The 21936-nt window shown below is 67.4% G+C and carries 20 protein-coding genes; 15 read left to right on the top strand and 5 right to left on the bottom strand.

Annotated features, from left to right (window positions below):
* Positions 1-63 precede the first annotated feature (63 nt).
* Together kdsA and JL100_RS16975 are read left to right on the top strand one after the other, a co-directional pair.
* Positions 64-912: a 3-deoxy-8-phosphooctulonate synthase gene (gene kdsA / locus JL100_RS16980; RefSeq protein WP_158046042.1), complete on the top strand. Its 849-nt coding sequence runs from the start codon at positions 64-66 to the stop codon at positions 910-912.
* A 9-nt stretch (positions 913-921) separates the two neighbouring features.
* Positions 922-2550 (top strand): acyl-CoA synthetase, encoded by a 1629-nt coding sequence (locus tag JL100_RS16975; protein WP_202678619.1) that lies wholly within the window; start codon positions 922-924, stop codon positions 2548-2550.
* Here JL100_RS16975 and JL100_RS16970 read toward each other — a convergent pair.
* On the bottom strand, positions 2495-3151 hold the full coding sequence (locus tag JL100_RS16970) for a TetR/AcrR family transcriptional regulator (protein ID WP_202678618.1): 657 nt from the start codon (positions 3149-3151) through the stop codon (positions 2495-2497). The genes JL100_RS16975 and JL100_RS16970 overlap by 56 nt on opposite strands.
* A gap of 185 nt (positions 3152-3336) precedes the next feature.
* Between JL100_RS16970 and JL100_RS16965 the strand changes: the two genes are divergently transcribed.
* The 10 genes from JL100_RS16965 (at position 3337) to JL100_RS16920 (ending at position 14111) form a co-directional block, all read left to right on the top strand.
* A complete protein-coding gene (locus tag JL100_RS16965; protein ID WP_202678617.1) occupies positions 3337-4509 on the top strand; it encodes an isovaleryl-CoA dehydrogenase in 1173 nt (390 codons plus the stop codon).
* A gap of 8 nt (positions 4510-4517) precedes the next feature.
* Positions 4518-6125 (top strand): carboxyl transferase domain-containing protein, encoded by a 1608-nt coding sequence (locus JL100_RS16960; protein ID WP_202678616.1) that lies wholly within the window; start codon positions 4518-4520, stop codon positions 6123-6125.
* Between the two features lie 38 nt (positions 6126-6163).
* Positions 6164-6955, top strand: coding sequence for an enoyl-CoA hydratase/isomerase family protein (locus JL100_RS16955; protein WP_202678615.1), 792 nt, complete (start codon positions 6164-6166; stop codon positions 6953-6955).
* 5 nt (positions 6956-6960) lie between these two features.
* Positions 6961-8967 (top strand): acetyl/propionyl/methylcrotonyl-CoA carboxylase subunit alpha, encoded by a 2007-nt coding sequence (locus tag JL100_RS16950; protein WP_202678614.1) that lies wholly within the window; start codon positions 6961-6963, stop codon positions 8965-8967.
* A gap of 216 nt (positions 8968-9183) precedes the next feature.
* A complete protein-coding gene (locus JL100_RS16945) occupies positions 9184-10311 on the top strand; it encodes an ABC transporter substrate-binding protein (protein ID WP_202678613.1) in 1128 nt (375 codons plus the stop codon).
* A gap of 95 nt (positions 10312-10406) precedes the next feature.
* Positions 10407-11288 (top strand): branched-chain amino acid ABC transporter permease, encoded by an 882-nt coding sequence (locus tag JL100_RS16940; protein ID WP_201079586.1) that lies wholly within the window; start codon positions 10407-10409, stop codon positions 11286-11288.
* Positions 11289-11292: 4 nt separating this feature from the next.
* Positions 11293-12135 (top strand): branched-chain amino acid ABC transporter permease, encoded by an 843-nt coding sequence (locus JL100_RS16935; RefSeq protein ID WP_202678612.1) that lies wholly within the window; start codon positions 11293-11295, stop codon positions 12133-12135.
* Complete coding sequence (locus JL100_RS16930; RefSeq protein ID WP_202678611.1) at positions 12132-12926, top strand: ABC transporter ATP-binding protein; 795 nt, start codon at positions 12132-12134, stop codon at positions 12924-12926. Before JL100_RS16935 ends, JL100_RS16930 begins: the two co-directional genes overlap by 4 nt.
* A complete protein-coding gene (locus JL100_RS16925; RefSeq protein WP_202678610.1) occupies positions 12923-13639 on the top strand; it encodes an ABC transporter ATP-binding protein in 717 nt (238 codons plus the stop codon). The genes JL100_RS16930 and JL100_RS16925 overlap by 4 nt, the downstream gene beginning before the upstream one ends.
* 58 nt (positions 13640-13697) lie before the next feature.
* On the top strand, positions 13698-14111 hold the full coding sequence (locus JL100_RS16920) for a hypothetical protein (RefSeq protein WP_202678609.1): 414 nt from the start codon (positions 13698-13700) through the stop codon (positions 14109-14111).
* 6 nt (positions 14112-14117) lie between these two features.
* Here JL100_RS16920 and JL100_RS16915 read toward each other — a convergent pair whose 3' ends face one another.
* The 3 genes from JL100_RS16915 to JL100_RS16905 all read right to left on the bottom strand — a co-directional run bounded on the left by JL100_RS16915 (position 14118) and on the right by JL100_RS16905 (position 17657).
* Entirely contained in the window at positions 14118-15458 is a 1341-nt protein-coding gene (locus JL100_RS16915; RefSeq protein WP_202678608.1) for a PQQ-dependent sugar dehydrogenase, read from the bottom strand.
* A 95-nt stretch (positions 15459-15553) separates the two neighbouring features.
* Positions 15554-16321, bottom strand: a complete 768-nt coding sequence (locus JL100_RS16910) for a DUF2189 domain-containing protein (protein WP_202678607.1) — start codon at positions 16319-16321, stop codon at positions 15554-15556.
* Between the two features lie 298 nt (positions 16322-16619).
* Positions 16620-17657, bottom strand: a complete 1038-nt coding sequence (locus tag JL100_RS16905) for a serine hydrolase domain-containing protein (RefSeq protein ID WP_202678606.1) — start codon at positions 17655-17657, stop codon at positions 16620-16622.
* A 229-nt stretch (positions 17658-17886) separates the two neighbouring features.
* Here JL100_RS16905 and JL100_RS16900 point away from each other — a divergent pair, with 229 nt between their 5' ends.
* The 3 genes from JL100_RS16900 (at position 17887) to JL100_RS16890 (ending at position 21335) form a co-directional block, all read left to right on the top strand.
* Positions 17887-19341: an acetamidase/formamidase family protein gene (locus JL100_RS16900; RefSeq protein ID WP_202678605.1), complete on the top strand. Its 1455-nt coding sequence runs from the start codon at positions 17887-17889 to the stop codon at positions 19339-19341.
* A gap of 137 nt (positions 19342-19478) precedes the next feature.
* Positions 19479-20432: an aldo/keto reductase gene (locus tag JL100_RS16895; RefSeq protein WP_202678604.1), complete on the top strand. Its 954-nt coding sequence runs from the start codon at positions 19479-19481 to the stop codon at positions 20430-20432.
* A 75-nt stretch (positions 20433-20507) separates the two neighbouring features.
* Positions 20508-21335: a hypothetical protein gene (locus tag JL100_RS16890; RefSeq protein ID WP_202678603.1), complete on the top strand. Its 828-nt coding sequence runs from the start codon at positions 20508-20510 to the stop codon at positions 21333-21335.
* A 20-nt stretch (positions 21336-21355) separates the two neighbouring features.
* On the opposite strand, the gene JL100_RS16885 is transcribed toward JL100_RS16890, so the two are convergent.
* Complete coding sequence (locus JL100_RS16885) at positions 21356-21547, bottom strand: hypothetical protein (protein ID WP_228420761.1); 192 nt, start codon at positions 21545-21547, stop codon at positions 21356-21358.
* Positions 21548-21936: the final 389 nt, after the last annotated feature.

The following is a 21936-nucleotide window of genomic DNA, read 5'->3' as shown; positions in this document are numbered from 1 at the left end:
GGAGTATGGTTGGGGCCAAACGACCTGATCTCACGCCCTGACCGGGCAACGCCGGGAACACCGATGATGAACAAGTCCGTACAGGTGGGATCCCTCACCTTCGCCAACGACAAGCCGTTCGTGCTGATCGCCGGTCCCTGCCAGCTGGAGAGCCGCGCCCACGCGCTGGAAACCTCCCAGGCGCTGCTGGAGATCACCCGCAAGCTCGGGCTGGGGCTGATCTACAAGTCGTCTTTCGACAAGGCCAACCGGACCTCGGTCAACACCGCCCGCGGCCTCGGCCTGGAGAAGAGCCTGCCGATCCTGGCCGAAGTGCGCGAGACCCACGGCATCCCCGTGCTGACCGACATCCATGCGCCGGACCAGTGCGCGGCGGTGGCGGAGGCGGTGGATATCCTCCAGATCCCCGCCTTCCTGTGCCGCCAGACCGACCTGCTGCTGGCGGCGGGCGCCACGGGCCGGGCGATCAACGTCAAGAAGGGCCAGTTCCTGGCTCCCTGGGACATGAAGAACGTCGCGGCGAAGATCGCCAGCACCGGCAACGAGAATATCCTGCTGTGCGAGCGCGGCGTCAGCTTTGGCTACAATACGCTGGTGTCCGACATGCGGTCGCTGCCGATCATGGCCGAGACCGGCTATCCCGTGGTGTTCGACGCGACCCACTCCGTCCAGCAGCCGGGCGGGCAGGGCGGCACCTCCGGCGGCCAGCGGGAATTCGTGCCCGTCCTGGCGCGCGCCGCCGTCGCGATCGGCGTCGCCGCGGTGTTCATGGAAACGCACCAGGACCCGGACAACGCGCCGAGCGACGGCCCCAACATGGTGCCGCTGTCCCGCATGGCGGAGGTGCTGGGTGACATGGTCGAGTTCGACCGTATCGCCAAGAGCCGGCCGGTCGGGCGGCTGATGCGGTAGGGGCAAATCATGCTGACGCGCCATGACGACTACGCCGACCTGTACCGGTCGTTCGCCTGGACGGTTCCGGAGCGCTACAATATCGGCGTCGATGTCTGCGACCGCCACGCCGGCGATCCGGCCCGCGTCGCCCTGATCGTCGAGGAGGAGGACGGCACCGTCCGGCGCCACACCTTCCGCGACCTGTTCCACCAGTCCAACCGGCTGGCCAACGTGCTGGCGGCGCACGGGGCGGTCCGGGGCGACCGGCTTGCCGTGCTGCTGCCCCAGTCGCCGGAGACCGCCGTCGCCCATATCGCAGGCTTTAAGGCCGGGCTGATCACCATCCCGCTGTTCGCCCTGTTCGGCGAGGAGGCCCTGGAATACCGTCTTTCAGACAGCTGCGCCCGCGTGCTGGTCACCGACATGGCAGGCTATGCCAAGCTGGCGCCCCTGCGCGACCGGCTGCCTGGCCTGATGCTGGTGCTGTGCATCGACGGGGCTCCGGAAGGCACGCTCGGCTTCCACGAGGCGCTCGCCCGTGCGTCGGACAGCTTCACGCCGGTCGATACCGGGCCGGACGATCCCGCCGTGATCATCTACACCTCCGGCACCACCGGCAGCCCCAAGGGCGCGCTGCACGGGCACCGGGTGCTGCTCGGCCACCTGCCCGGCGTCGAGCTTCCGCACGAGTTCTTTCCGCAACCCGGCGACCTGTTCTGGACGCCGGCCGACTGGGCCTGGATCGGCGGGCTGTTCGACGTGCTGATGCCGTCCCTGCACCACGGCGTTCCCGTGCTGACCCATCGGTTCCGGAAGTTCGATCCGCAGCAGGCGATCGACCTGATGAAGCGGCATGGCGTCCGCAACGTCTTCCTGCCGCCGACCGCGATCAAGCTGATGCGGCAGGCCGGCGTGACTGGGGAGGGGCTGTCGCTCCGCACCGTCGCCAGCGGCGGCGAGACGCTGGGCGGCGAACTGCTGGACTGGGGACGCTCGGTGTTCGGCGTCACCATCAACGAGTTCTACGGCCAGACCGAGTGCAACGTCGTGGTCGGCAACGCGGCTCCGCTCGGGTTCAGGACGGGGTCCATGGGGCGGGCCGTCCCCGGCCACCGTGTCGCCGTGATCGACTCCGAGGGCAACGAACTGCCGGCCGGCGCCGTCGGCTCGATCGCGATCCGCCGCCCGGATCCGGTAATGTTCCTGGGATACTGGAACAAGCCGGAGGCCACCGCCGACAAGTTCGTCGGCGACTGGCTGGTCACCGGCGATCTGGGCCGCCGCGACGAGGACGGCTTCTTCTGGTATGTCGGGCGCGACGACGACGTGATCACCAGCGCCGGGTACCGGATCGGGCCGGGCGAGGTCGAGGAATGCCTGCTCGGCCACCCGGCGGTGGCCCTGGCCGCCGTGATCGGCGTGCCCGACCCGATCCGTACCGAGCGCGTTAAGGCCTATGTCGTGCTGCGCCCGGGGCGGGAAGCGTCGGACGATCTGGCCCGCGAGATCCAGGAGTTCGTCAAGACCAGGCTTGCCGCCCACGAGTACCCGCGCGAGGTCGCCTTCGTCCCCGAACTGCCGATGACGGTGACCGGCAAGGTCATGCGCCGCGTGCTGCGCCGGCAGGCGGCCGGGGAGGCGGGTTGCCGGGATTGAGGCCGGCGCCGGGGCGGACCAGCCCGTTCCGGACCATTCCGGCATAGACCTCGATCACCTCCTCCTTGGTCAGCCGCCCGCCCGGCTTGAACCAGGTGCAGACCCCGGTCAGCATGGCGAGGATGCCGAAGGCGGCGACGGTGGTGTCGGCGGTGGTGAAGTCGCCGCGCGCGGCACCGTCGTCCAGGATATCGATCAGCCGGCGCTCGTAGCGGCCGCGCAGATCCACGATCACCTCGTAGTTCTTTGGCTCCAGGCTGCGCAGCTCCGAATAGCTGATGAAGACCTCCCGCTTGCGGGCGATGTGGTACTCGACATGGAACCGGATGAAGGCGTCCAGCCGGTCGGCCGGGGCGTCGACGCCCGCCAGCGTCCGGTCCAGCCGCGCGATCAGCTCCTCCATGTGGACCCGGATCAGGTCGAACAGCAGGTCCTGCTTGGTGGAGATATGGTTGTAGAGGGATCCGACCTGGAGGCCGACCTCCGACGCCAGTTGTCGCAAGCTCATCGCCTCGTAGCCCTGCCGGTAGATCAGGCGCAGCCCGGCCTTGCGGATCGCTTCCAGCGTCCTGGTCCCGTTGGATCCCGCAGTGCGTGCCATGGTGGGTTTTCCTGGTTCGATGCTGCCCGTTCCATATCAGGGCCGAAAGCCGGCGCAATCCTGGGCGTCATGTCCTATTATGCCGCCGATACGCCGTTGCGCGAAGTAAAATAAAAACGTATGTTCGTATTTAAACGAGCCCGGCGGCGCTGCCCGGGCGATGCCCAGCGGGAGGAGCGGACACAATGGCGATACCCACCCATAGCGAACTCGATTTCGGCCTCGGTTCGGACCTGGAGATGCTGCGCGACACCGTGCGCACCTTCGCGCAGGAGAAGATCGCCCCCCGCGCGGCGGAGATCGACGCCAAGGACGACTTCCCGATCGACCTGTGGCCGGCCATGGGCGAACTGGGCCTGCACGGCATCACGGTGTCGGAGGAGTTCGGCGGCGTGGACATGGGCTATCTCGCCCACGTCGTCGCGATGGAGGAAATCAGCCGCGCCTCCGCCTCGGTCGGGCTCAGCTACGGCGCCCACTCCAACCTGTGCGTCAACCAGATCAACCGCTGGGGCACGCCGGAACAGAAGAACCGCTACCTGCCCAAGCTGCTGTCCGGCGAGCATGTCGGGGCGCTCGCCATGTCCGAGCCGGGCGCCGGCTCCGACGTGGTCTCCATGCGGCTGCGCGCCGACCGGCGCGGCGACCGCTACGTGCTGAACGGCTCCAAGATGTGGATCACCAACGGCCACTATGCGGAGACGCTGGTGGTCTACGCCAAGACCGATCCGTCCGCCGGCCCGCGCGGCATCACCGCCTTCCTGATCGAGAAGGGCTTCAAGGGATTCCGCCCGGCGCAGAAGCTGGACAAGCTGGGGATGCGGGGCTCGCCCACCTCCGAGTTGGTGTTCGAGGACTGCGAGGTGCCTGAGGAGAACGTGCTCGGCCCCGTTGGCAAGGGCGTCAACGTGCTGATGTCGGGCCTCGACTATGAGCGCGCCGTCCTGGCCGCCGGCCCGGTCGGCATCATGCAGGCGGCCCTCGACGTGGTCGTTCCGTACGTCCACGAGCGCAAGCAGTTCGACACCCCGATCGGCGAGTTCCAGCTGGTCCAGGGCAAGCTTGCCGACATCTATACCCGGCTGAACGCCTGCCGGGCCTATGTCTATGCCGTGGCCCGCGCCTGCGACGCCGGCAAGACCACCCGCAAGGACGCGGCCGGGGCCATCCTGTACGCGGCCGAGGCGGCGACCCAGGTGGCGCTGGACGCCATCCAGCTGCTGGGCGGCAACGGCTATATCAACGAGTACCCGACCGGCCGCCTGCTGCGCGACGCCAAGCTCTACGAGATCGGTGCCGGCACTAGCGAGATCCGGCGCATGCTGATCGGCCGCGAGCTGTTCAAAGAGACGGCCTGAGACCTGCCATGACCATCCTGAAATCCGCCATCGACACCCGCGACTCCGCCTTCGCCGACAATGCCGAGGCAATGCGCGGGCTGGTCGCCGACCTGCGCGACAAGGTCCACGAGGTCAAGCAGGGGGGAGGGGCCAAGGCCCGCGACCGCCACCTGTCGCGGGGCAAGCTGCTGCCGCGCGACCGGGTGCGCACGCTGCTCGACCCCGGAACGCCCTACCTGGAATTCTCCCAGCTGGCGGCCCACGGCGTCTACGAGGAGCCGATCCATGCCGCCGGCATCCTGACCGGAATCGGCCGGGTGTCGGGGCGGGAATGCGTGGTGATCGCCAACGACGCGACGGTCAAGGGCGGGACCTATTTCCCGCTGACCGTCAAGAAGCACCTGCGCGCCCAGGAGATCGCCCGGGAGAACAACCTCCCTTGCATCTATCTGGTGGACAGCGGCGGCGCCAACCTGCCGAACCAGGACGAGGTGTTCCCCGACCGGGACCATTTCGGCCGCATCTTCTACAACCAGGCCACCATGTCGGCCCAGGGCATCCCGCAGATCGCGGTGGTGATGGGAAGCTGCACGGCGGGCGGCGCCTATGTCCCGGCCATGAGCGACGAGTCGATCATCGTGCGGAAACAAGGCACCATCTTCCTCGGCGGCCCGCCGCTGGTGAAGGCCGCGACCGGCGAGGTCGTCTCGGCGGAGGATCTGGGCGGAGCCGACGTCCATAGCCGGACCTCCGGCGTGACCGACCATTACGCGCTGAACGATCCCCATGCGCTGAGCATCGCCCGGCGGATCGTCGGCAACCTGAACCGGCCGAAGCGGCCCCAGGTGGAGTTGCGCGCCCCGGCCGAGCCGCTCTACGCCGCCGAGGAAATGTACGGCATCATTCCCAGCGATACGCGGAAGCCCTTCGACGTGCGCGAGGTGATCGCCCGGATCGTGGACGGTTCCGAGTTCGACGAGTTCAAGCAGCTCTACGGCACCACGCTGGTCTGCGGATTCGCCCACATCTTCGGCTATCCCGTCGGCATCATCGCCAACAACGGCATCCTGTTCTCTGAATCGGCCCTCAAGGGCGCGCATTTCATCGAACTGTGCTGCCAGCGCGGCATTCCGCTGGTGTTCCTCCAGAACATCACCGGCTTCATGGTCGGCAAGAAGTACGAAGCCGGCGGCATCGCCAAGGATGGCGCCAAGCTGGTCATGGCGGTCGCCTGCGCTCAGGTGCCCAAGTTCACGGTCGTGATCGGCGGCAGCTTCGGCGCGGGCAATTACGGCATGTGCGGCCGGGCGTTCGGCCCCCGCTTCCTCTGGATGTGGCCCAATTCCCGCATCTCGGTGATGGGCGGGGAGCAGGCCGCCGGCGTGCTGGCCCAGGTCCGCCGAGACGGCATGGAATCCCAGGGCAAGAGCTGGAGCGCCGAGGACGAGGAAGCGTTCAAGGCGCCCATCCGCGAGCAGTACGAGCATCAGGGCCATCCCTATTACGCCAGCGCCCGGCTGTGGGACGACGGCATCATCGACCCGGCCGATACCCGCATGACCCTTGGCCTCGGCATCTCCGCCGCCCTCAACGCCCCGATCCCGCCGCCGAAGTTCGGCGTGTTCCGGATGTGATGGGAAAAGGCAGGGCAAAAGGCAGGGAGGAAACGCCGATGGACAGCACCAGCATCCTGACCGACATCCGGGACGACGGCATCGCAACCGTCACCATGAACCGGGCGGAGGTCCACAACGCCTTCAACGATCAGGTCATCGCCGAGATGACCGCGACCCTGCGGCGCCTGGGCGAGGACGACCGGGTGCGTGCGGTCGTGCTTCGGGCCGCGGGGAAAAGCTTCTCGGCCGGGGCCGACCTGGGCTGGATGCAGCGCATGGCCGGCTACGGCCCCGACGAGAACCTGCGCGACGCCGAAGGGCTTGCAGAACTGATGCGGACCCTCAACTTCCTGCCCCGGCCCACGGTCGCGGTGGTGCAGGGCGCCGCTTTCGGCGGCGGGGTCGGGCTGGTCGCCTGCTGCGACATCGCGATCGCGGCCGAAGGAGCCTCCTTCAGCCTGTCTGAAGTGAAGTTGGGCCTGATCCCGGCCGTCATCTCGCCCTACGTGGTGGCGGCGATCGGCGAGCGGGCGTCGCGCCGTTATTTCCTGACGGCGGAGCGGTTCGCCGCGGACGAGGCGCTGCGCGTCGGGCTGGTCCATCAGGTAGTCCCGGCGGACAAGCTGGACGAGACGCTGGACAGCGTCCTGGCGCGCTTGGCGGAAGGCGGCCCCGCCGCGCAGAAGGCGGCCAAGGACCTGATCTTCGCCGTGGCGCACCGGCCCGTGAACGCCGCCGTTATCCGTGACACCGCCGAACGCATCGCCACCATCCGCGCCTCCTCCGAAGGGCGCGAGGGTCTGGCGGCGTTCCTCGAAAAGCGCAAGCCGGCCTGGACGGCGAGGTAGACACCATGTTTTCCAAGATCCTGATCGCCAACCGGGGCGAGATCGCCTGCCGGGTCATCCGTACCGCCAGGCAACTCGGCATCCGCACCGTCGCGGTCTATTCCGACGCCGATGCCGGCGCCCTGCATGTGGAGATGGCCGACGAGGCCTGGCACATCGGGCCGGCGCCGGCCCGCGAAAGCTATCTGCGCGGCGACGCCATCCTGGACGTGGCGAAGCGTTCCGGCGCCGAAGCAATCCATCCCGGCTACGGTTTCCTGTCGGAGAACGCCGGCTTCGCCGAGGCCTGCGAACGGGCCGGCGTCGTCTTCATCGGCCCGCCGGCGTCTGCGATCCGCGCCATGGGCGGCAAGTCCGAGGCCAAGGCGCTGATGGAGAAAGCCGGCGTGCCGCTGGTGCCGGGCTATCACGGGGAGGACCAGGATCCGGACCTGCTGCGCGCCGAAGCCGGCCGCATCGGTTATCCGGTGCTGATCAAGGCGTCGGCCGGCGGCGGCGGCAAGGGCATGCGGGTGGTCGCCGGACCGGAGGAGTTCGACGACCAGCTGAACGGCGCCAAGCGGGAGGCGATCAACGCTTTCGGCGACGACCGCGTGCTGATCGAGCGCTACGTCACCCGGCCGCGCCACGTGGAGATCCAGGTCTTCGCCGACACCCACGGCGGCTGCGTCTACCTGTTCGAGCGCGACTGCTCGATCCAGCGCCGCCATCAGAAGGTGGTGGAGGAGGCGCCTGCCCCCAACCTGGATCCGGACACCCGCCGCCGCATGGGCGAGGCCGCCGTGGCCGCCGCCCGGGCGATCGGCTATGTCGGGGCGGGGACGGTGGAGTTCCTGCTGGACGAGGACGGTTCGTTCTTCTTCATGGAAATGAACACCCGCCTCCAGGTCGAGCATCCGGTGACGGAGTACATCACCGGCCAGGACCTGGTGGAATGGCAACTCCGTGTCGCCTCCGGCCAGCCGCTGCCGTTGACCCAGGACCGGCTGTTTATCCACGGGCACGCCATCGAGGTGCGCCTGTACGCCGAGGACCCGCAGAAGGGCTTCCTGCCGCAGACCGGCCGCCTCGACCATCTGGTCTTTCCGCCGCTCGATTTCGGCATTCGGACCGATACCGGGGTACGCGCGGGCGATACCATCTCGATCCATTACGACCCGATGATCGCCAAGCTGATCGTCAAAGGGGAGGACCGGGCGGCCGCGGTGCGCAAGCTGCGCGGCGCCCTGGCCGCGACCCAGGTGGTCGGGCTGGCGGCGAACACGGACTTCCTGCTGGCCATCGCCTCCCATCCGGCGTTCCTCGCGGCCGATCTCGATACCAAGTTCATCGAGCGTTACCAGGACGACCTGCTGCCCGAACCGGCCCCGGCCGACGACGAGGTGCTGGCGCTGGCGTCGCTCGCGGTGCTGCTGGAACGCTCCGCCAAGGCGCGGGCGGTCGCGGCGGCATCGGCCGACCCGTACAGCCCGTGGGCGGGCAGCGACGGCTGGCGGCTGAACGATGACGCCCACGACACGCTGACGTTCCGCGACGGCGGGACGGACCGGCCGGTCCATCTGATCTACCGTCGGGGCAGCTACCGGCTCGACCTTCCCGGCGGCACCGTCGAAGCGTCGGGCCGGCTCGCCCCCGACGGCACGCTGTCCGCCGACCTGGGCGGCCGGCGGCTGGAGGGCACCGTCGTGCGCCGGGGCGCCGACATCGCCGTCTTCCGCGAGCGCGGCAGCCATCGCCTGACCCTGATCGAGCCGCTGGCCGGCGCCGATGCGGCGGAAGCGCCGGGCAGCCGCCTGATCGCCCCGATGCCGGGCAAGATCATCGCCGTGCTGACCGAGCCGGGAGCGGTGGTGACAAAGGGACAGCCGCTGGTGGTGATGGAAGCGATGAAGATGGAGCACACCATCAAGGCGCCCGCCGACGGCACCGTCGAGAAGGTCCGCTACGCCGTCGGCGACCAAGTCGAGGACGGCGCCGAACTGATCGGCTTCGCGGAGACCTCGACGCCATAGGGCTGAAACTGCACCCCAACCTCAACCCTACCTTTGGTTGCAAGAAATGTAGGTCGGCTAGAGCGAAGCGGCAGCCGACGGCAACGCGCCGGCTTTGTCGGCAGCATCTTCGCTCCAGCCGACCTACGGGACTGACCGGTTCACGGGTCGGAGCTTGCATTTTAGGAGCAGGCCGGACAAGTTCCGGGCCAGCGGGAAAACTCAGGGAGAAACAACATGTCCAGGATGCTTGCGACGGTAGGGGCGATCGCGCTCGGTTCGCTCCTGGCGACGCCTGTCATGGCGCAGGAGACGGTGACCATCGGCGCCATCGAGATCCTGTCCGGGCCGAGTGCCGCCTACGGCACCGCCATCAAGGGCGGCCTCGAACTGGCGATGGACGAGATCAACGCCAAGGGCGGCGTGCTCGGCGGGAAGAAGCTGGCGCTGATCGTCGAGGACTCGGCCGGCAACAAGGACCAGGCGGTCAACGCCGCGCGCAAGCTGGTCGGCCGCGACAAGGTGCCGGTCGTGATCGGCCCGACGCTGTCCAACGAGATGTTCGCCGTCGGCCCGGTCACCAACGGGCGCGAGGTGGTCACGGTCGGCACCTCGACCACCGCCAAGGGCATCACCGAGATCGGGCCGTTCATCTTCCGCACGTCGCTGCCGGAATCCGACGTCGTTCCGGTCACGCTGAAGACGGCGCAGGAGAAGTTCGGCATCAAGAAGATCGCGATGATGTACGCGAACGACGATGCCTTCAGCAAGTCGGGCTTCGACAGCATGAAGGCCGCGGCCGAGGAACTGGGGCTGGAGATCGCGACGATCGAGACCTTCGGCAGCAAGGATACCGACTTCTCGGCCCAGCTGACCAAGATCAAGGGTCTTGGCGTCGACGCCATCACCATCTCGGCGCTGGTCGAGCCGATCTCCGGCGTCGTCCTCCAGGCGCGCCAGCTCGGCATTCCCAGCAGCGTCCGCTTCATCGGCGGCAACGGCGCCAACTCGCCGAAGCTGGGTGAGATCGCGGGCGCCGCGGCCGACGGCCTGCTGGTCGGCAGCCCATGGTTCATCGCCAAGCCGGACGAGGCGAACCGGAAGTTCGTGGCCGAGTACAAGAAGCGGAACGGCAAGGACCCCGACCAGTTCGCGGCCCAGGCCTATGACACGATGTACATCGTGGCCCAGGCGATCGACCGGGCGGGTGCGGCCGAAAGCGACAAGATCCGCCAGGCGCTCTACAAGACCGACTTCAACGGCGTCATGGGGCCGTTCACCTTCACCGAAGGCCGCGATCCCGCCTCGAACGAGGGCGTCGTCGTGCTGTCCATGAAAAACGGCCGGTTCGAAATCCTGGAGTAGTTCCGGCCGACGCACCGTGCTAAGGGAGGCCCGCCTCGCGGCGGGCTTCCGCTTTGCGGGGCGTTTCCAGATCCACGAATTGGCGCATTCTTTCCATGCTGTCCCAACAATTGGTCAACGGCCTGGTGCTGGGGTCGACCTATGCGCTTTTCGCGCTGGGGTTCACGCTGATCTTCGGCGTGCTCCGGGTCATCAACCTGACCTATGGCTTCTATTTCTCGGTCGGCGCCTTCGTGGCCCTGACCGCCGCGCGCGAGCTTGGCGCCAACATCTGGGTGGCGCTGCCGCTGGGCGCGGTCGCGGCCGGGCTGGTGGCCGTCGTCGCGGACTGGCTCCTGCTGACGCGGCTTCGCCGGGCCAAGGCCGGTGAGCTTGCGTCGCTGATGGTGACCCTGGGCGCCGTGCTGGCGCTCTATTCGCTGATGGCCGTCTTCATCGGCACCGACATCCAGCGCTTCCCCTTCGGCTTCGTCGACAACTCCGCCCTGGAATTCGGTGATGTCCGGATCTCCACGGTGCAGATCCTGATCATCGGCACCACGCTGGTGCTAGTGGCCCTGCTGTTCGTGCTGCTCCAACGCACCAAGCTCGGCCTGATGATCCGCGCCCTTGCGGAGAACGAGGACGCGGCCCGCCTGATGGGCATCAATGTCGGCCTGACCGTCGCCGCCGTCTCCTTCCTGTCCGGCATGCTCGGCGGGGCGGCCGGCGTCCTTATCGGCCTGAACTTCAACGCGATCCAGCCCTTCATGGGCGAGCACATGATGCTCCGGGGCTTCGCCGTCATCATCATCGGCGGCCTGGGCGACATCCGCGGCGCGTTGATCGCCGGCGTGCTGCTGGGCCTGCTGGAAGTGCTGACGGCAGGCTACATCTCGTCCAACGCCAGGGAGGCGGTCGCCTTCACCATCCTGGTGCTGACCCTGTGGTTCCGCCCGGTCGGCCTGTTCGGCCGCGCCCAGGCGAAGAGGGCCTGACGCCATGCCCATCTGGCTTGACGATTTCCTGTTCACCTACGAGACGCTGATCCACGCTCTCGGGGTCCATGGGCTGCTGGCCCTGTCGATGTATTGCGTGATGGCCGTGGGGCAGCTCTCCCTGGGGCAGGCCGCCTTCATGGGGATCGGCGCCTATACCGGGGCGCTGCTGACGCTGAAGCTGGGGCTGCCGTTCTGGCTGGTCCTGCCGCTGTCGGCGCTCGCGCCGGCCCTGGTGGCGCTGGTGATCGGCGGCCCGACGCTGCGGCTGAGCGGGGTCTACCTCGCGATCTCGACCATCGCGCTGGGCGAGGTTCTGCGCGTCCTCTACATCAACGCCGAAGGACTGACCGGCGGCGCGCTCGGCCTGTCCGGCATCCCGCGCAAGGCTGACCTGTGGCTGATCTATCTGCTGCTCCTGCTCGGTGTCGTCGGCTTCTGGATGGTCGGGCGATCCAAGATCGGCCGCGCCATGGAGGCGATGCGCGAGGACGAGGCGGTGGCCGGCGTCATGGGCGTCAACCTGCCGCGCTACAAGCTGGGGGCGCTGATCGTCTCCTCCATGCTGGCGGGGCTGGCCGGCTGCCTGACCGCGCACAGCAACAGCTTCATCGGCCCCAATGAATTCGGATTCGAAATGGCCGTGACGATCCTCAGCTTCGCGCTGCTGGGTGGCATCGGCACTCCCGTCGCCCCGGTGATCGGCGCCATGATCCTGACGGCGCTGCCGGAGGTGCTGCGTCCGCTCCAGGACTTCCGGCTGGTGATCAACGGGCTGATCATCGTCGTCGCGGTGCTGTTCCTGCCGCGCGGCGTCATTCCCTTCAGGCTGAGGCGGGCACCATGACCATCCTGCTTTCCGCCCGGCAGATCTCCAAGCAGTTCACCGGGCTGCTGGCCGTCAACGAGGTCGACGTCGATGTGGCGACGGGTTCCGTCCACGGCATCATCGGCCCCAACGGGGCCGGCAAGACGACGTTCTTCAACCTGATCTCCGGTCTGCTGCCGCCGACCTCCGGCACCCTGACGCTCGACGGGCGCGACATCACCGGGGCGGCGCCCTACGAGCGGACCCGGCTGGGCGTCGCCCGGACGTTCCAGAACATCCGCATGTTCTCCGACATGACGGTGGTCGAGAACGTCATGACCGGGATGCACACGCGCCTGGAGGCGTCCGGCCTCGCGGCGCTGCTGCGCCTGCCCGCGTTCCGGCGGGAGGAGCGGGCGGCCAAGGCGAAAGCCATGGAATTGCTGGAGTTCGTGAGGCTCGCCGACAAGGCGGGGGTGCGGTCCGGCGATTTGTCCTATGGCGACCAGCGCCGGCTGGAGATCGCCCGCGCCCTGGCCGGCAATCCGCGCCTGCTGCTGCTGGACGAGCCCGCCGCCGGCATGAACCCGACGGAGACCCGCGACCTCGCTGCGCTGCTCCGGGAGGTCGCCCGGCGCGACATCACGCTGCTGCTGGTCGAGCACAACATGGGCTTTGTCATGGACCTGTGCGACCGCATCACCGTGCTGAACTTCGGCCGCAAGATCGCCGAGGGCACCGCCCGCGAGGTGCGCGACGATCCGGCCGTGATCGAGGCCTATCTCGGCACCAAGGTTGCCGAACGTCTGGCGAAGGCGCACGGCGCATGAGCACTCTTCTCGAAGTATCCGGACTTCACCTGGGCTATGGCAGGACCACGGCGGTCAAGGGGATCGACCTGTCTGTCCCGGTCGGCGGCGTGGTCTGCCTGATCGGCGCCAATGGGGCCGGCAAGACCACCACCATGCGCGGCTTGGCCGGCCTGTTGAAGCCGTCGGCGGGAACCGTCCGCTTCGATGGCGCCGACATCACCGGCACTGCGGCGCACCGCATCGCCCGGCTGGGCATCCGGCAGGTGCCGGAGGGACGGCAGGTCTTCGCCGAGATGACGGTGGACGAGAATCTCCAGCTCGGCGGGCTCCAGGCGCCGGGCGCGGCGGAGTACGCCAGGCGCCGCGACCGCGTGCTGGAGCGTTTTCCCCGCCTGCGCGAACGCCTGGCCCAGCAGGCCGGCCTGCTGTCGGGCGGCGAGCAGCAGATGCTTGCCATGGGCCGGGCGCTGATGGGCGCACCCCGCCTGCTGTTGCTGGATGAGCCGAGCATGGGGCTCGCCCCCCTGTTCGTGGAGGAGATCTTCCGGATCATCGCCGACCTGAAGCGCGAAGGAACGACCATCCTCCTGGTCGAGCAGAACGCGCAGGCGGCGCTGGAGATCGCCGACTATGCCTATGTGCTTGAGAGCGGCGCCATAACGCTCCACGGACCCGGGCCGGAGATCGCCGACAACCCGCAGGTGGCCGCCGCCTATCTGGGTGGCCATTGACGCGTTAATCTGATATTCCCGCCATCTACTCGGCGGAATGTCCAGCATTCGGTGAATAATGGCGAGAAACAGCAACCGCGGTGCGGCACGACAGAAACCCCGGGCGACCCGGATCCCGGCACCGGTTCAGGCCGAGAGCGCCGATGGGCTGACCAGCGTCACCGTTCGCGTGCCCGAAGCGGCAAGGCCCTTCATCGAGAAGGCGGCGGAGATGATGCGGGACGGCACCGACCCGGCCGCGGCGTTGCGCCGCGCCGGGGGTAGCTTCGACGCTTCAGCGCCGCCGCCCAGCCGGGGCGAGGCGCTGTCCGACGACGACATGGCCCGCCAGCGCGACCAGCACCAGATGGCTAAGCTGCGCAACCGCTTGGAAAGCCAGGAACTGCGCAGCGCCGCGGAAATCGGCCAGCGGGTCCGGAGCCTGCGCGGCTGGCGCCTGACCCTCGCCCGCATGGCCGGGATCGTCGGTTAGACGGGCTTACTGCGGCGCCGCCTGACCAACGGTCGTATCGGCGCTGACCCGCCACACTCGGTTGCCGACATCGTCGGTCACCAGCAAACCGCCCTTGCCGTCGGGCGCCACGTCGACCGGCCGGCCCAGCGCGTCGCCCTGCTCGTCGACGAAGCCGGTCAGCACGTCCACCGGGTCGCCCGACGGCTTGCCCTCGGTGAAGGGTACGAAGATCACCTTGTAGCCGCTGCGCGGCGTGCGGTTCCAGGACCCGTGCTGGCCGATGAAGACGCCGTTGGAGAACTGGTCGGTCAGCGTGTTCTCGTCGGAAAAGGCGAGGCCGAGGGAAGCGGTGTGGGGCCCGAGCGCGTAATCCGGGGCGATCGCCTTCTCGACCAGGTCGGGCCGCTGGGGCTCGACCCGGACATCCACGTTCTGGCCATAATAGCTGTAGGGCCAGCCGTAGAAGCCGCCGTCCTGGACCGACGTCATGTAGTCCGGCACCAGGTCGCCGCCGATCTCGTCGCGCTCGTTGACCGCGGTCCACAGGGCGCCGGTCGTCGGCTCCCAATCCAGGCCGTTGGGATTGCGCAGGCCGGAAGCGAAGATGCGGTGCTCGCCGGTCTGCGGGTTGATCTCCCAGATCGCGGCGCGGCCTTCCTCGATCTCCATGCCGTTCTCGCCGACATTGCTGTTGGAGCCGACGGTCGCGTAAAGCAGGCTGCCGTCAGGGCTGGCGATGACGTTCTTGGTCCAGTGGTGATTGATGCCGGCCGGCAGGTCGACCACCTTGGTACCCGGGGCCGTGATCTTGGTCTGCCCTTCCTCGTACGGGAAGCGGACGATCGCGTCGGCATTGGCGACGTACAGGTCGTTGCCGACCAGATACATGCCGAACGGCGAATGCAGGTTCTCCAGGAAAGCGGTCTTGGTCTCGGCCACACCGTCGCCGTCGCCGTCGCGAAGCAGGCTGATGCGGTCGGCGCTGGGCACGCGGGCACCGGCCCTGCTCATCACCAGGCCCATGACCCAGCCCCTGATCCCGCCGCTGCCCTCCTTGGGCGGCGCGTTGGACTCCGCCACCAGCACGTCGCCGTTGGGCAGCACGTGGAGCCAGCGGGGATGGTCCAGGCCGGCGGAGAACTCGGTCACGCCGAGGCCCTGGGCCGCGGTCGGCTTCTGATCATCCGACCAGCCTTTCGCCGGGGCGATGTTGACCGTCGGGATCGGCGACTCGTCGTCGGGAGCCGGCAATTCAGGGTTCGGCCCCGTGCCGGCCGAAACCGGAAGTGACGCGTTCTCGCCGCAACCGGCCAGGGTGAGGCCAGCCGCGGTGAGAAGCAGCGTGGCTGTGGGAAGCGTGCGCATTTCGCAGTGTTCCTGAAATCTATAGGTGTCTCCTGGAACAACACGAAACCCCGAAAGCTGTTCCGCCCAGCCCTTTTCCAATCGCGGTGAATGGGTCAGTTCTCCACAACCCTGCGGTACAGGTGCCATGTCGCATGGCCCAGGATCGGCATCACGACTGCCAGGCCGACGAAGAACGGCAGGGATCCGACGGCGATCGACAGCGCGACCACGAGGCCCCAGGCGGCCATCGGTACCGGGTTGGCGGCGACCGCCCGGAGCGAGGTCTTGACGGCGGCGACCGGTCCGACGTCCCGGTCCAGCAGCAGGGGGAAGGACACGACGGAGGTCGCCAGCACCACCACCGCGAAGAGGAACCCCACCAGGTTGCCGAGGAAGATCATCTGCCATCCCTCCGCCGTGTTGAAGACCCTGTACAGGAAGCCGTCCTCGGGCGCCGCCATCGACGTGCCCAAGGTCGCCTCGTAGATTGCGGAGGCGGCGGCCAGCCAAGCGACGAAGAGCGCAGCCAGTCCGAGGGCCAGCACCATGATCGACCCGATCGCCGGGGATTTCAGCACGTCGAAGGCATGCAGCCAGGAGGCGGATTTGCCCTGTTCGCGGCGTCGGCTCAGTTCATAGATTCCGATCGCGGCGACCGGACCCATCAGCGTCAATCCGGCGATCAGCGGGTACAGCAGCGGCCGCAGGTCGGCGCCATAGGCCCAGCGGGCCGCGACCAATCCGACCAAGGGGTAGATAACGCCGAGGAAGATCAACTGCGTCGGCGTCGCGAGGAAATCCTCGACGCCCTTTCCCAGGGCGTCCCTGATGTCGTTCAACCCGATCTTGCGCACGACGGGATAGGCTTCGCCGTACGCCACTTCCCGGACCGAGGGTCAGCTTGTCGCGGTTCTGTTCGCCATCTTCCTGCCTCCCATTGAGAGCGGCCGTCAGAAGCGGTCAAGCTGCGATCGTTTCGCAGGTGGCACGATTCATCGGCCGTCGACCTGTGGGCCGGACCGAGCGGTCATCCCTGCCGGGCGCCGCCGGCCGTGTCCCTGGCTACGAAATGTATCATTGTCGAGTAGACAGACCAGTGCAACTGGACCGGAAGCGGCCATTTGCCGAAAAAAGCCGGGGAGGCGACATCCGAGCGTTCGGGCGGCGGGTCCGCCGGGACTATCGCGCAGCCGGAATGATGCCGTCGGCCATCAGGAAATGCAGGTCCCGGACATAACCGGTCCGACCCGAGGGGGAGTCCGGGTCGGATGTCATGACGACGGTGATCCCGAGATCGGGCACGACATAAAGCATCTGCCCGCCATAGCCCCAGGCGTAATAGACGGTGTGCTCCCGCATCTCCCGGATGAACCAGCCATAGCCGTAGCTGTCGCCGGTATGGACCGAACGGGCCTGAGGTGTCCAGGAGGCGCGGATCCACTCCTCCGACAGGACGCGGCGGCCGTCCACCACGCCGGCGTTCCGGTAAAGCTCGCCCAGGCGGAGCAAGGCGCGGGGCGACAGCAGCATGTTGTTTCCGCCGAAATAGATGCCCTGCGGATCGCGCTGCCACGCCGGTACCTCGATCCCCAGCGGCTCGCCGAGCCAGTCCCGCGCCAGCGCAAGGGTGCTTCGCCCGGCCGCGCGGGTCAGGGCGGCGGACAAGATATGCGAGTTGCCGGTCGAATAGAGCATTCCGCCGCCGGGTTCGTCGACGAAAGGGCGCGCCAGGGCAAAGCTCACCCAGTCGCGGCTGCTTACCCAGCGGCCGTAGAAGGGGCCGGATGTCCGCTCCAGTCCGGAGCGCATCGCCAGCAGGTGGTCTACGGTCACCCGTGCCAGCCGCGGGTCGGCGCCGGCGGGGACGCGATTTCCCAGGATCTCGACGATCGGCTGGTCGACCCCCTCGAAAACGCCGCGGTCGATCGCGATCCCGGTCAGCGCGGCGATCACGGTCTTGGACAGTGATTTCACGTTCACCGGGCGGTCCAGGCCCGGCCCGCCGAAGACATGCTCCACGATCGGGACGCCGTCGCGGGCAACGATCAGCGAGCGGAGGGTCGGCAGGTCGGCGGCCTGTTCGAGTGCCTGGTCGAGCATGGCCCGGTCCAGCGAACGGGCCGCCTGTGCGGATGCAGGGGAAGCGGCCGCGAGCAGGCCGAGGGCGAGAAGCGCCGGGGCGAGGAACTTCCGGGCGGAGCGGGGGAATGACAGCATAGGGCTTACTTGGCACGCCGCGTTTCGACGTCAACCGGGATCCCGGCGGGACGACGGGCTGCATCTATGTTGGGCTCCCCGCCGCTTTGCCGGGCAGAACCGATCATGCCGGGAACGGGCGCGCACCGTCTCCGCCGCAGGCCCGCGACTTGCATACTGCATTATGCGCACCAGCGCATCGCAGGCCCCTGTGCGTCGGGGGCCTGGACCAAAGCGGAGAAACAAGAAAATGTGCCAAGGTGACGACCGCAACTGCCCCAACTTCGAGGAGCATCGCCGGGACTTCCTGAAGACCATGGACCATGAGCGCCGGACTTTCCTGAAGAGCGCCTTCGCCGCCGCGGGCGGTGCCGGCGTCTTAGGAGCCGGCGGCCTGTCCCTCGTCACGCCCGCGATGGCCGCGGCGGCGCAGGCCCAGCAGCCGGGGCGTATCAGCCACCACTACCTGCCGGCCACGGCCGATACGGTCCACTGGGGTTATTTCAGCAAGAGCCTGAAGCCGCGCGTCGAGATCTCGCCCGGCGACTACGTCACGATCGAGACCCTGACCCACCATGCCAACGACGATGCCGAGCGCATGGTGACGGGCGATCCGGGCGCCGAAAGCGTCTTCCATTGGACCCGGGAGAAGAAGAACATCGATCGGCGGGGCGCCGGTCCGATGGATGCGTCGATCCACGGACGCGGTGCCGGCGAAGGGTTCGGCGTCCATATCTGCACCGGCCCGGTGGCGATCCGCGGCGCCGAGCCCGGCGACGTGCTGGAGGTCCGCATCGTGGACATGAAGCCGCGGCCCAGCGCGAACCCGGAGTTCGCCGGCCGTGCTTTCGGCGTCAATGCCGCGGCATGGTGGGGCTATCACTACAAGGACCTGCTGACCGAACCCAAGGAGCGCGAGGTCGTGACGATCTACGAGATCGACGCGCGCGGCGAGCGGAACTGGGCCAAGGCCGTCTATAATTTCCGCTGGACGCCGCAGACCGATCCGTTCGGCGTCGTCCATGCCAAGATCGACTATCCCGGCGTTCCGGTCGACCATTCCACCATCGAGAAGAACTTCGACGTGCTGAAGGGCATCCGCATTCCGGTGCGGCCGCATTTCGGCGTGCTCGCGGTCGCCCCGAAGGAGGTCGAGATGGTGGACTCCGTGCCGCCCGGCTATTTCGGCGGCAACATGGACAATTGGCGGCTCGGCAAGGGTGCCACCATGTACTACCCGGTCGCGGTGCCGGGCGCCCTGTTCTCCGCCGGGGACCCGCACGCCTCCCAGGGCGATTCGGAACTGTGCGGTACGGCGATCGAATGTTCCTTCACCGGAACGTTCCAGTTCATCCTGCACAAGGCCGCCGACCTCGCCGGCACCGCCCTGGAAGGCCTGGACTATCCCATGCTGGAAACGGCGGAGGACTGGGTCATGCATGGGTTCAGCTATCCGAACTACCTGGAGCAGCTGGGGTCCAATGCCCAGTCGGTGATCTACGAGAAGTCGTCGGTGGACCTCGCCATGCGGGACGCCTTCCGCAAGATGCGTCAGTTCCTGATGAACGCGAAGGGACTGACGGAGGACGAGGCGATCTCGCTGATGTCGCTCGGCGTCGATTTCGGCATAACCCAGGTGGTGGACGGCAACTGGGGCGTCCATGCGATCATCAAGAAATCCATCTTCTCGGCGGCCGACGCCTGATCCGACCGGATGTTCCGGCAACGGAACGTCTCTCCCGGCCTGGTGTTCGCTGGATATGATGGCGGAGCGCGCGCGGAGGTCTTCGGGGCTGCCGCGCGCGTCCCGCGCTCCCTTCACCGGTACCGGGGATTGACGACATGGAAAAGCGGCAGCTTGGCCGGTCCGGCCTGACCGTCGTTCCGCTCTGCTTCGGCGGCAACGTGTTCGGCTGGACGATCGACGAGGCGACCTCCCACCGGCTGCTCGACGCTTTCGTCGAGCAGGGCTTCAACTTCATCGACACCGCCGATTCCTATTCGACCTGGGTTCCGGGCAACCAGGGCGGAGAGTCCGAGACCATCATCGGGAACTGGCTCAAGGGCCGCACCGACCGCGACAGGCTGGTGATCGCGACCAAGGTCGGTTCGGAAATGGGACCGGGGAGGAAGGGGCTGGCGCCGGCCTATATCCGGACCGCCGTCGAGGATTCCCTGCGCCGGCTGCGGACCGACCATATCGACCTGTACCAATCCCACTGGGACGATCCGGAGACGCCTTTCGAGGATACCCTGGCCGCCTACCAGCAACTGATCGACCAGGGCAAGGTGAGGGCGGTCGGCGCCTCCAACCTCAGCCCGGCGCGGCTGCGCGAGGCGCTTGAGGTCGGCGGCAAGCCGGGGCTCGCCCGCTATGAAACCCTTCAGCCGGAATACAATCTGTTCGATCGCTCCGGATACGAGACCGAGCTGGAGGGCATCTGCCGCGAGAACCAGCTCGGCGTGATCTCCTATTATTCGCTGGCCAGCGGCTTCCTGTCGGGCAAGTACCGCTCGCCCGAGGATGCCGGCAAGAGCCCGCGGGGCGAGGGCGTCGTCGGGAAGTACCTGAACGACCGGGGCCGGGCGATCCTGGCGGCACTGGACGAGGTCGCGGCTAAGCTCGACGCCAATCCTTCCCAGGTGGCGCTGGCTTGGCTGATCGCCCGTCCCGGCCTGACGGCCCCGATCGTCAGCGCGACCAGCCTGGAACAATTGAGTGACTTGGCCGCGGCCGCCCGGCTGACACTTGATCGCGCGTCGATCGATCGCTTAGACAAGGCGGGTGGAGGGTAAGCGGAACCATCCGTTAACCAGTTATGTGAGACACATCACGGCCCTTCCGACAGGTGAATGCTACAGGATGCGACCGTGAAGATCGGTACCGGCCGAGAGTTTTCGATTATCAGATATGTCCCGTTCAAATCGCCGCTCCGGCCGCTGGCCGGGGCTGCGCTTGCGGGTGCACTGCTGGTGTCCGGCTGTGCCGTCGAACAGGTGACCGATCAGGCCTATTCAACCGTCCAGAAGACAGGCGTGTTCGACCGGGTGGCGGAGCGGACGGGCATCAATGCGCTGTTCGACGAGGCTGCCGCGCAATATGCTGAAGCCATGGCGACCGACGAAAGGTCGCTGGACACCGTTGGCGTCCCCCTGTCCACCCTGGCCTCCGGCATCGTCATGGGGCCGCGGCCGCCCGATCTCGTGCATGAAGCCCTGACCGAGATCGCCGCCGAAAACGGCCCTGCCGTCGCCCGGCGGATGATGATCGCGATGGCGACCGGCGGCACCATGATGGTCACCGGCCTGCCGGCTATGGCCGATGGTGCCATGTCGGCCCATGACAAGCTGGTGGCCGCGCAGGAAGCGCAGGCCCAGGTCGACGCCGCCTACGCCGCGAGCGAGGCCACGCGTGCGGAGACCGCACTGGTTCCCGACGAGGATCGGCCCCATGAAGCCGCCGCCCTGTTGAAGCTGGTGGACGAACCGGCTGGGTCGAAACTGGCGTGGAGCAACCGGGCGACGGGCGCCGGCGGTATCGTTTCGATCGGGGCCGCCGAGACGTCGAAGGGCGACGATGGACGGAGCGCCGCGGTCACATGCCGTACCGTCATCCGCGAATATTTTCACGGCGCCGTCTCGCGCGGCGGCGTCGGCACAATATGCCGGGAACATGGAGTATGGTACGATCTGAGTTGACCGGAGGGCCGGTCTGCGGCTCAGAGAAGTCTTTCGATCCGTTTCGGCGGGCTGGTCAGGGGTATTGGGGCGGTGGCCGGCATATAGGTTCCGCGCGGTTCCGTCGCTTCGGCGGCGTCGGCCCGGACCGCCGTCGGCCAAGGGCTTCCGATCGCCGCCTGCTCCACGGCGCCGGCTGCATAGCCGGCCGAGCACGCCAATACGACAGTCAATGTCCTTATTGTCCGGAGTACTGCCGTTTCAGTCGTTTGACCGCACATGTATCGTCTCCCGCTTGATCCGGTCCTGACTCAACAATCCAATTCCCAATTCGTGGCGAGTCGAGACAGTGGAGCGAATCATTTCACCGGCAAGGGGCGATGGCTGTGATTGCGGTCATAGTACCGATTGAGGAGCATGCGAGGATTTTGACTCGTCAACATCGTGTTTAGGTCGGACAGTATTTTGTGCCTCAAGTAAGTTTATTTGCAATGCTTCAAGGTAAAATACTGAACCAATGCGCGTGAAGCTGAGGTGGCGTTTGATCGGTGTCTGGGCGGAGTATGCCAGAAGCAGTATCGAGGATTTTCCAGCGGTCTCGTCACCGCTCGTCGCGGAAGCC

The organism is Skermanella mucosa (assembly GCF_016765655.2).
GTDB classification, from domain to species: domain Bacteria; phylum Pseudomonadota; class Alphaproteobacteria; order Azospirillales; family Azospirillaceae; genus Skermanella; species Skermanella mucosa.
This window is presented reverse-complemented; position numbering and strand designations above follow the sequence as displayed.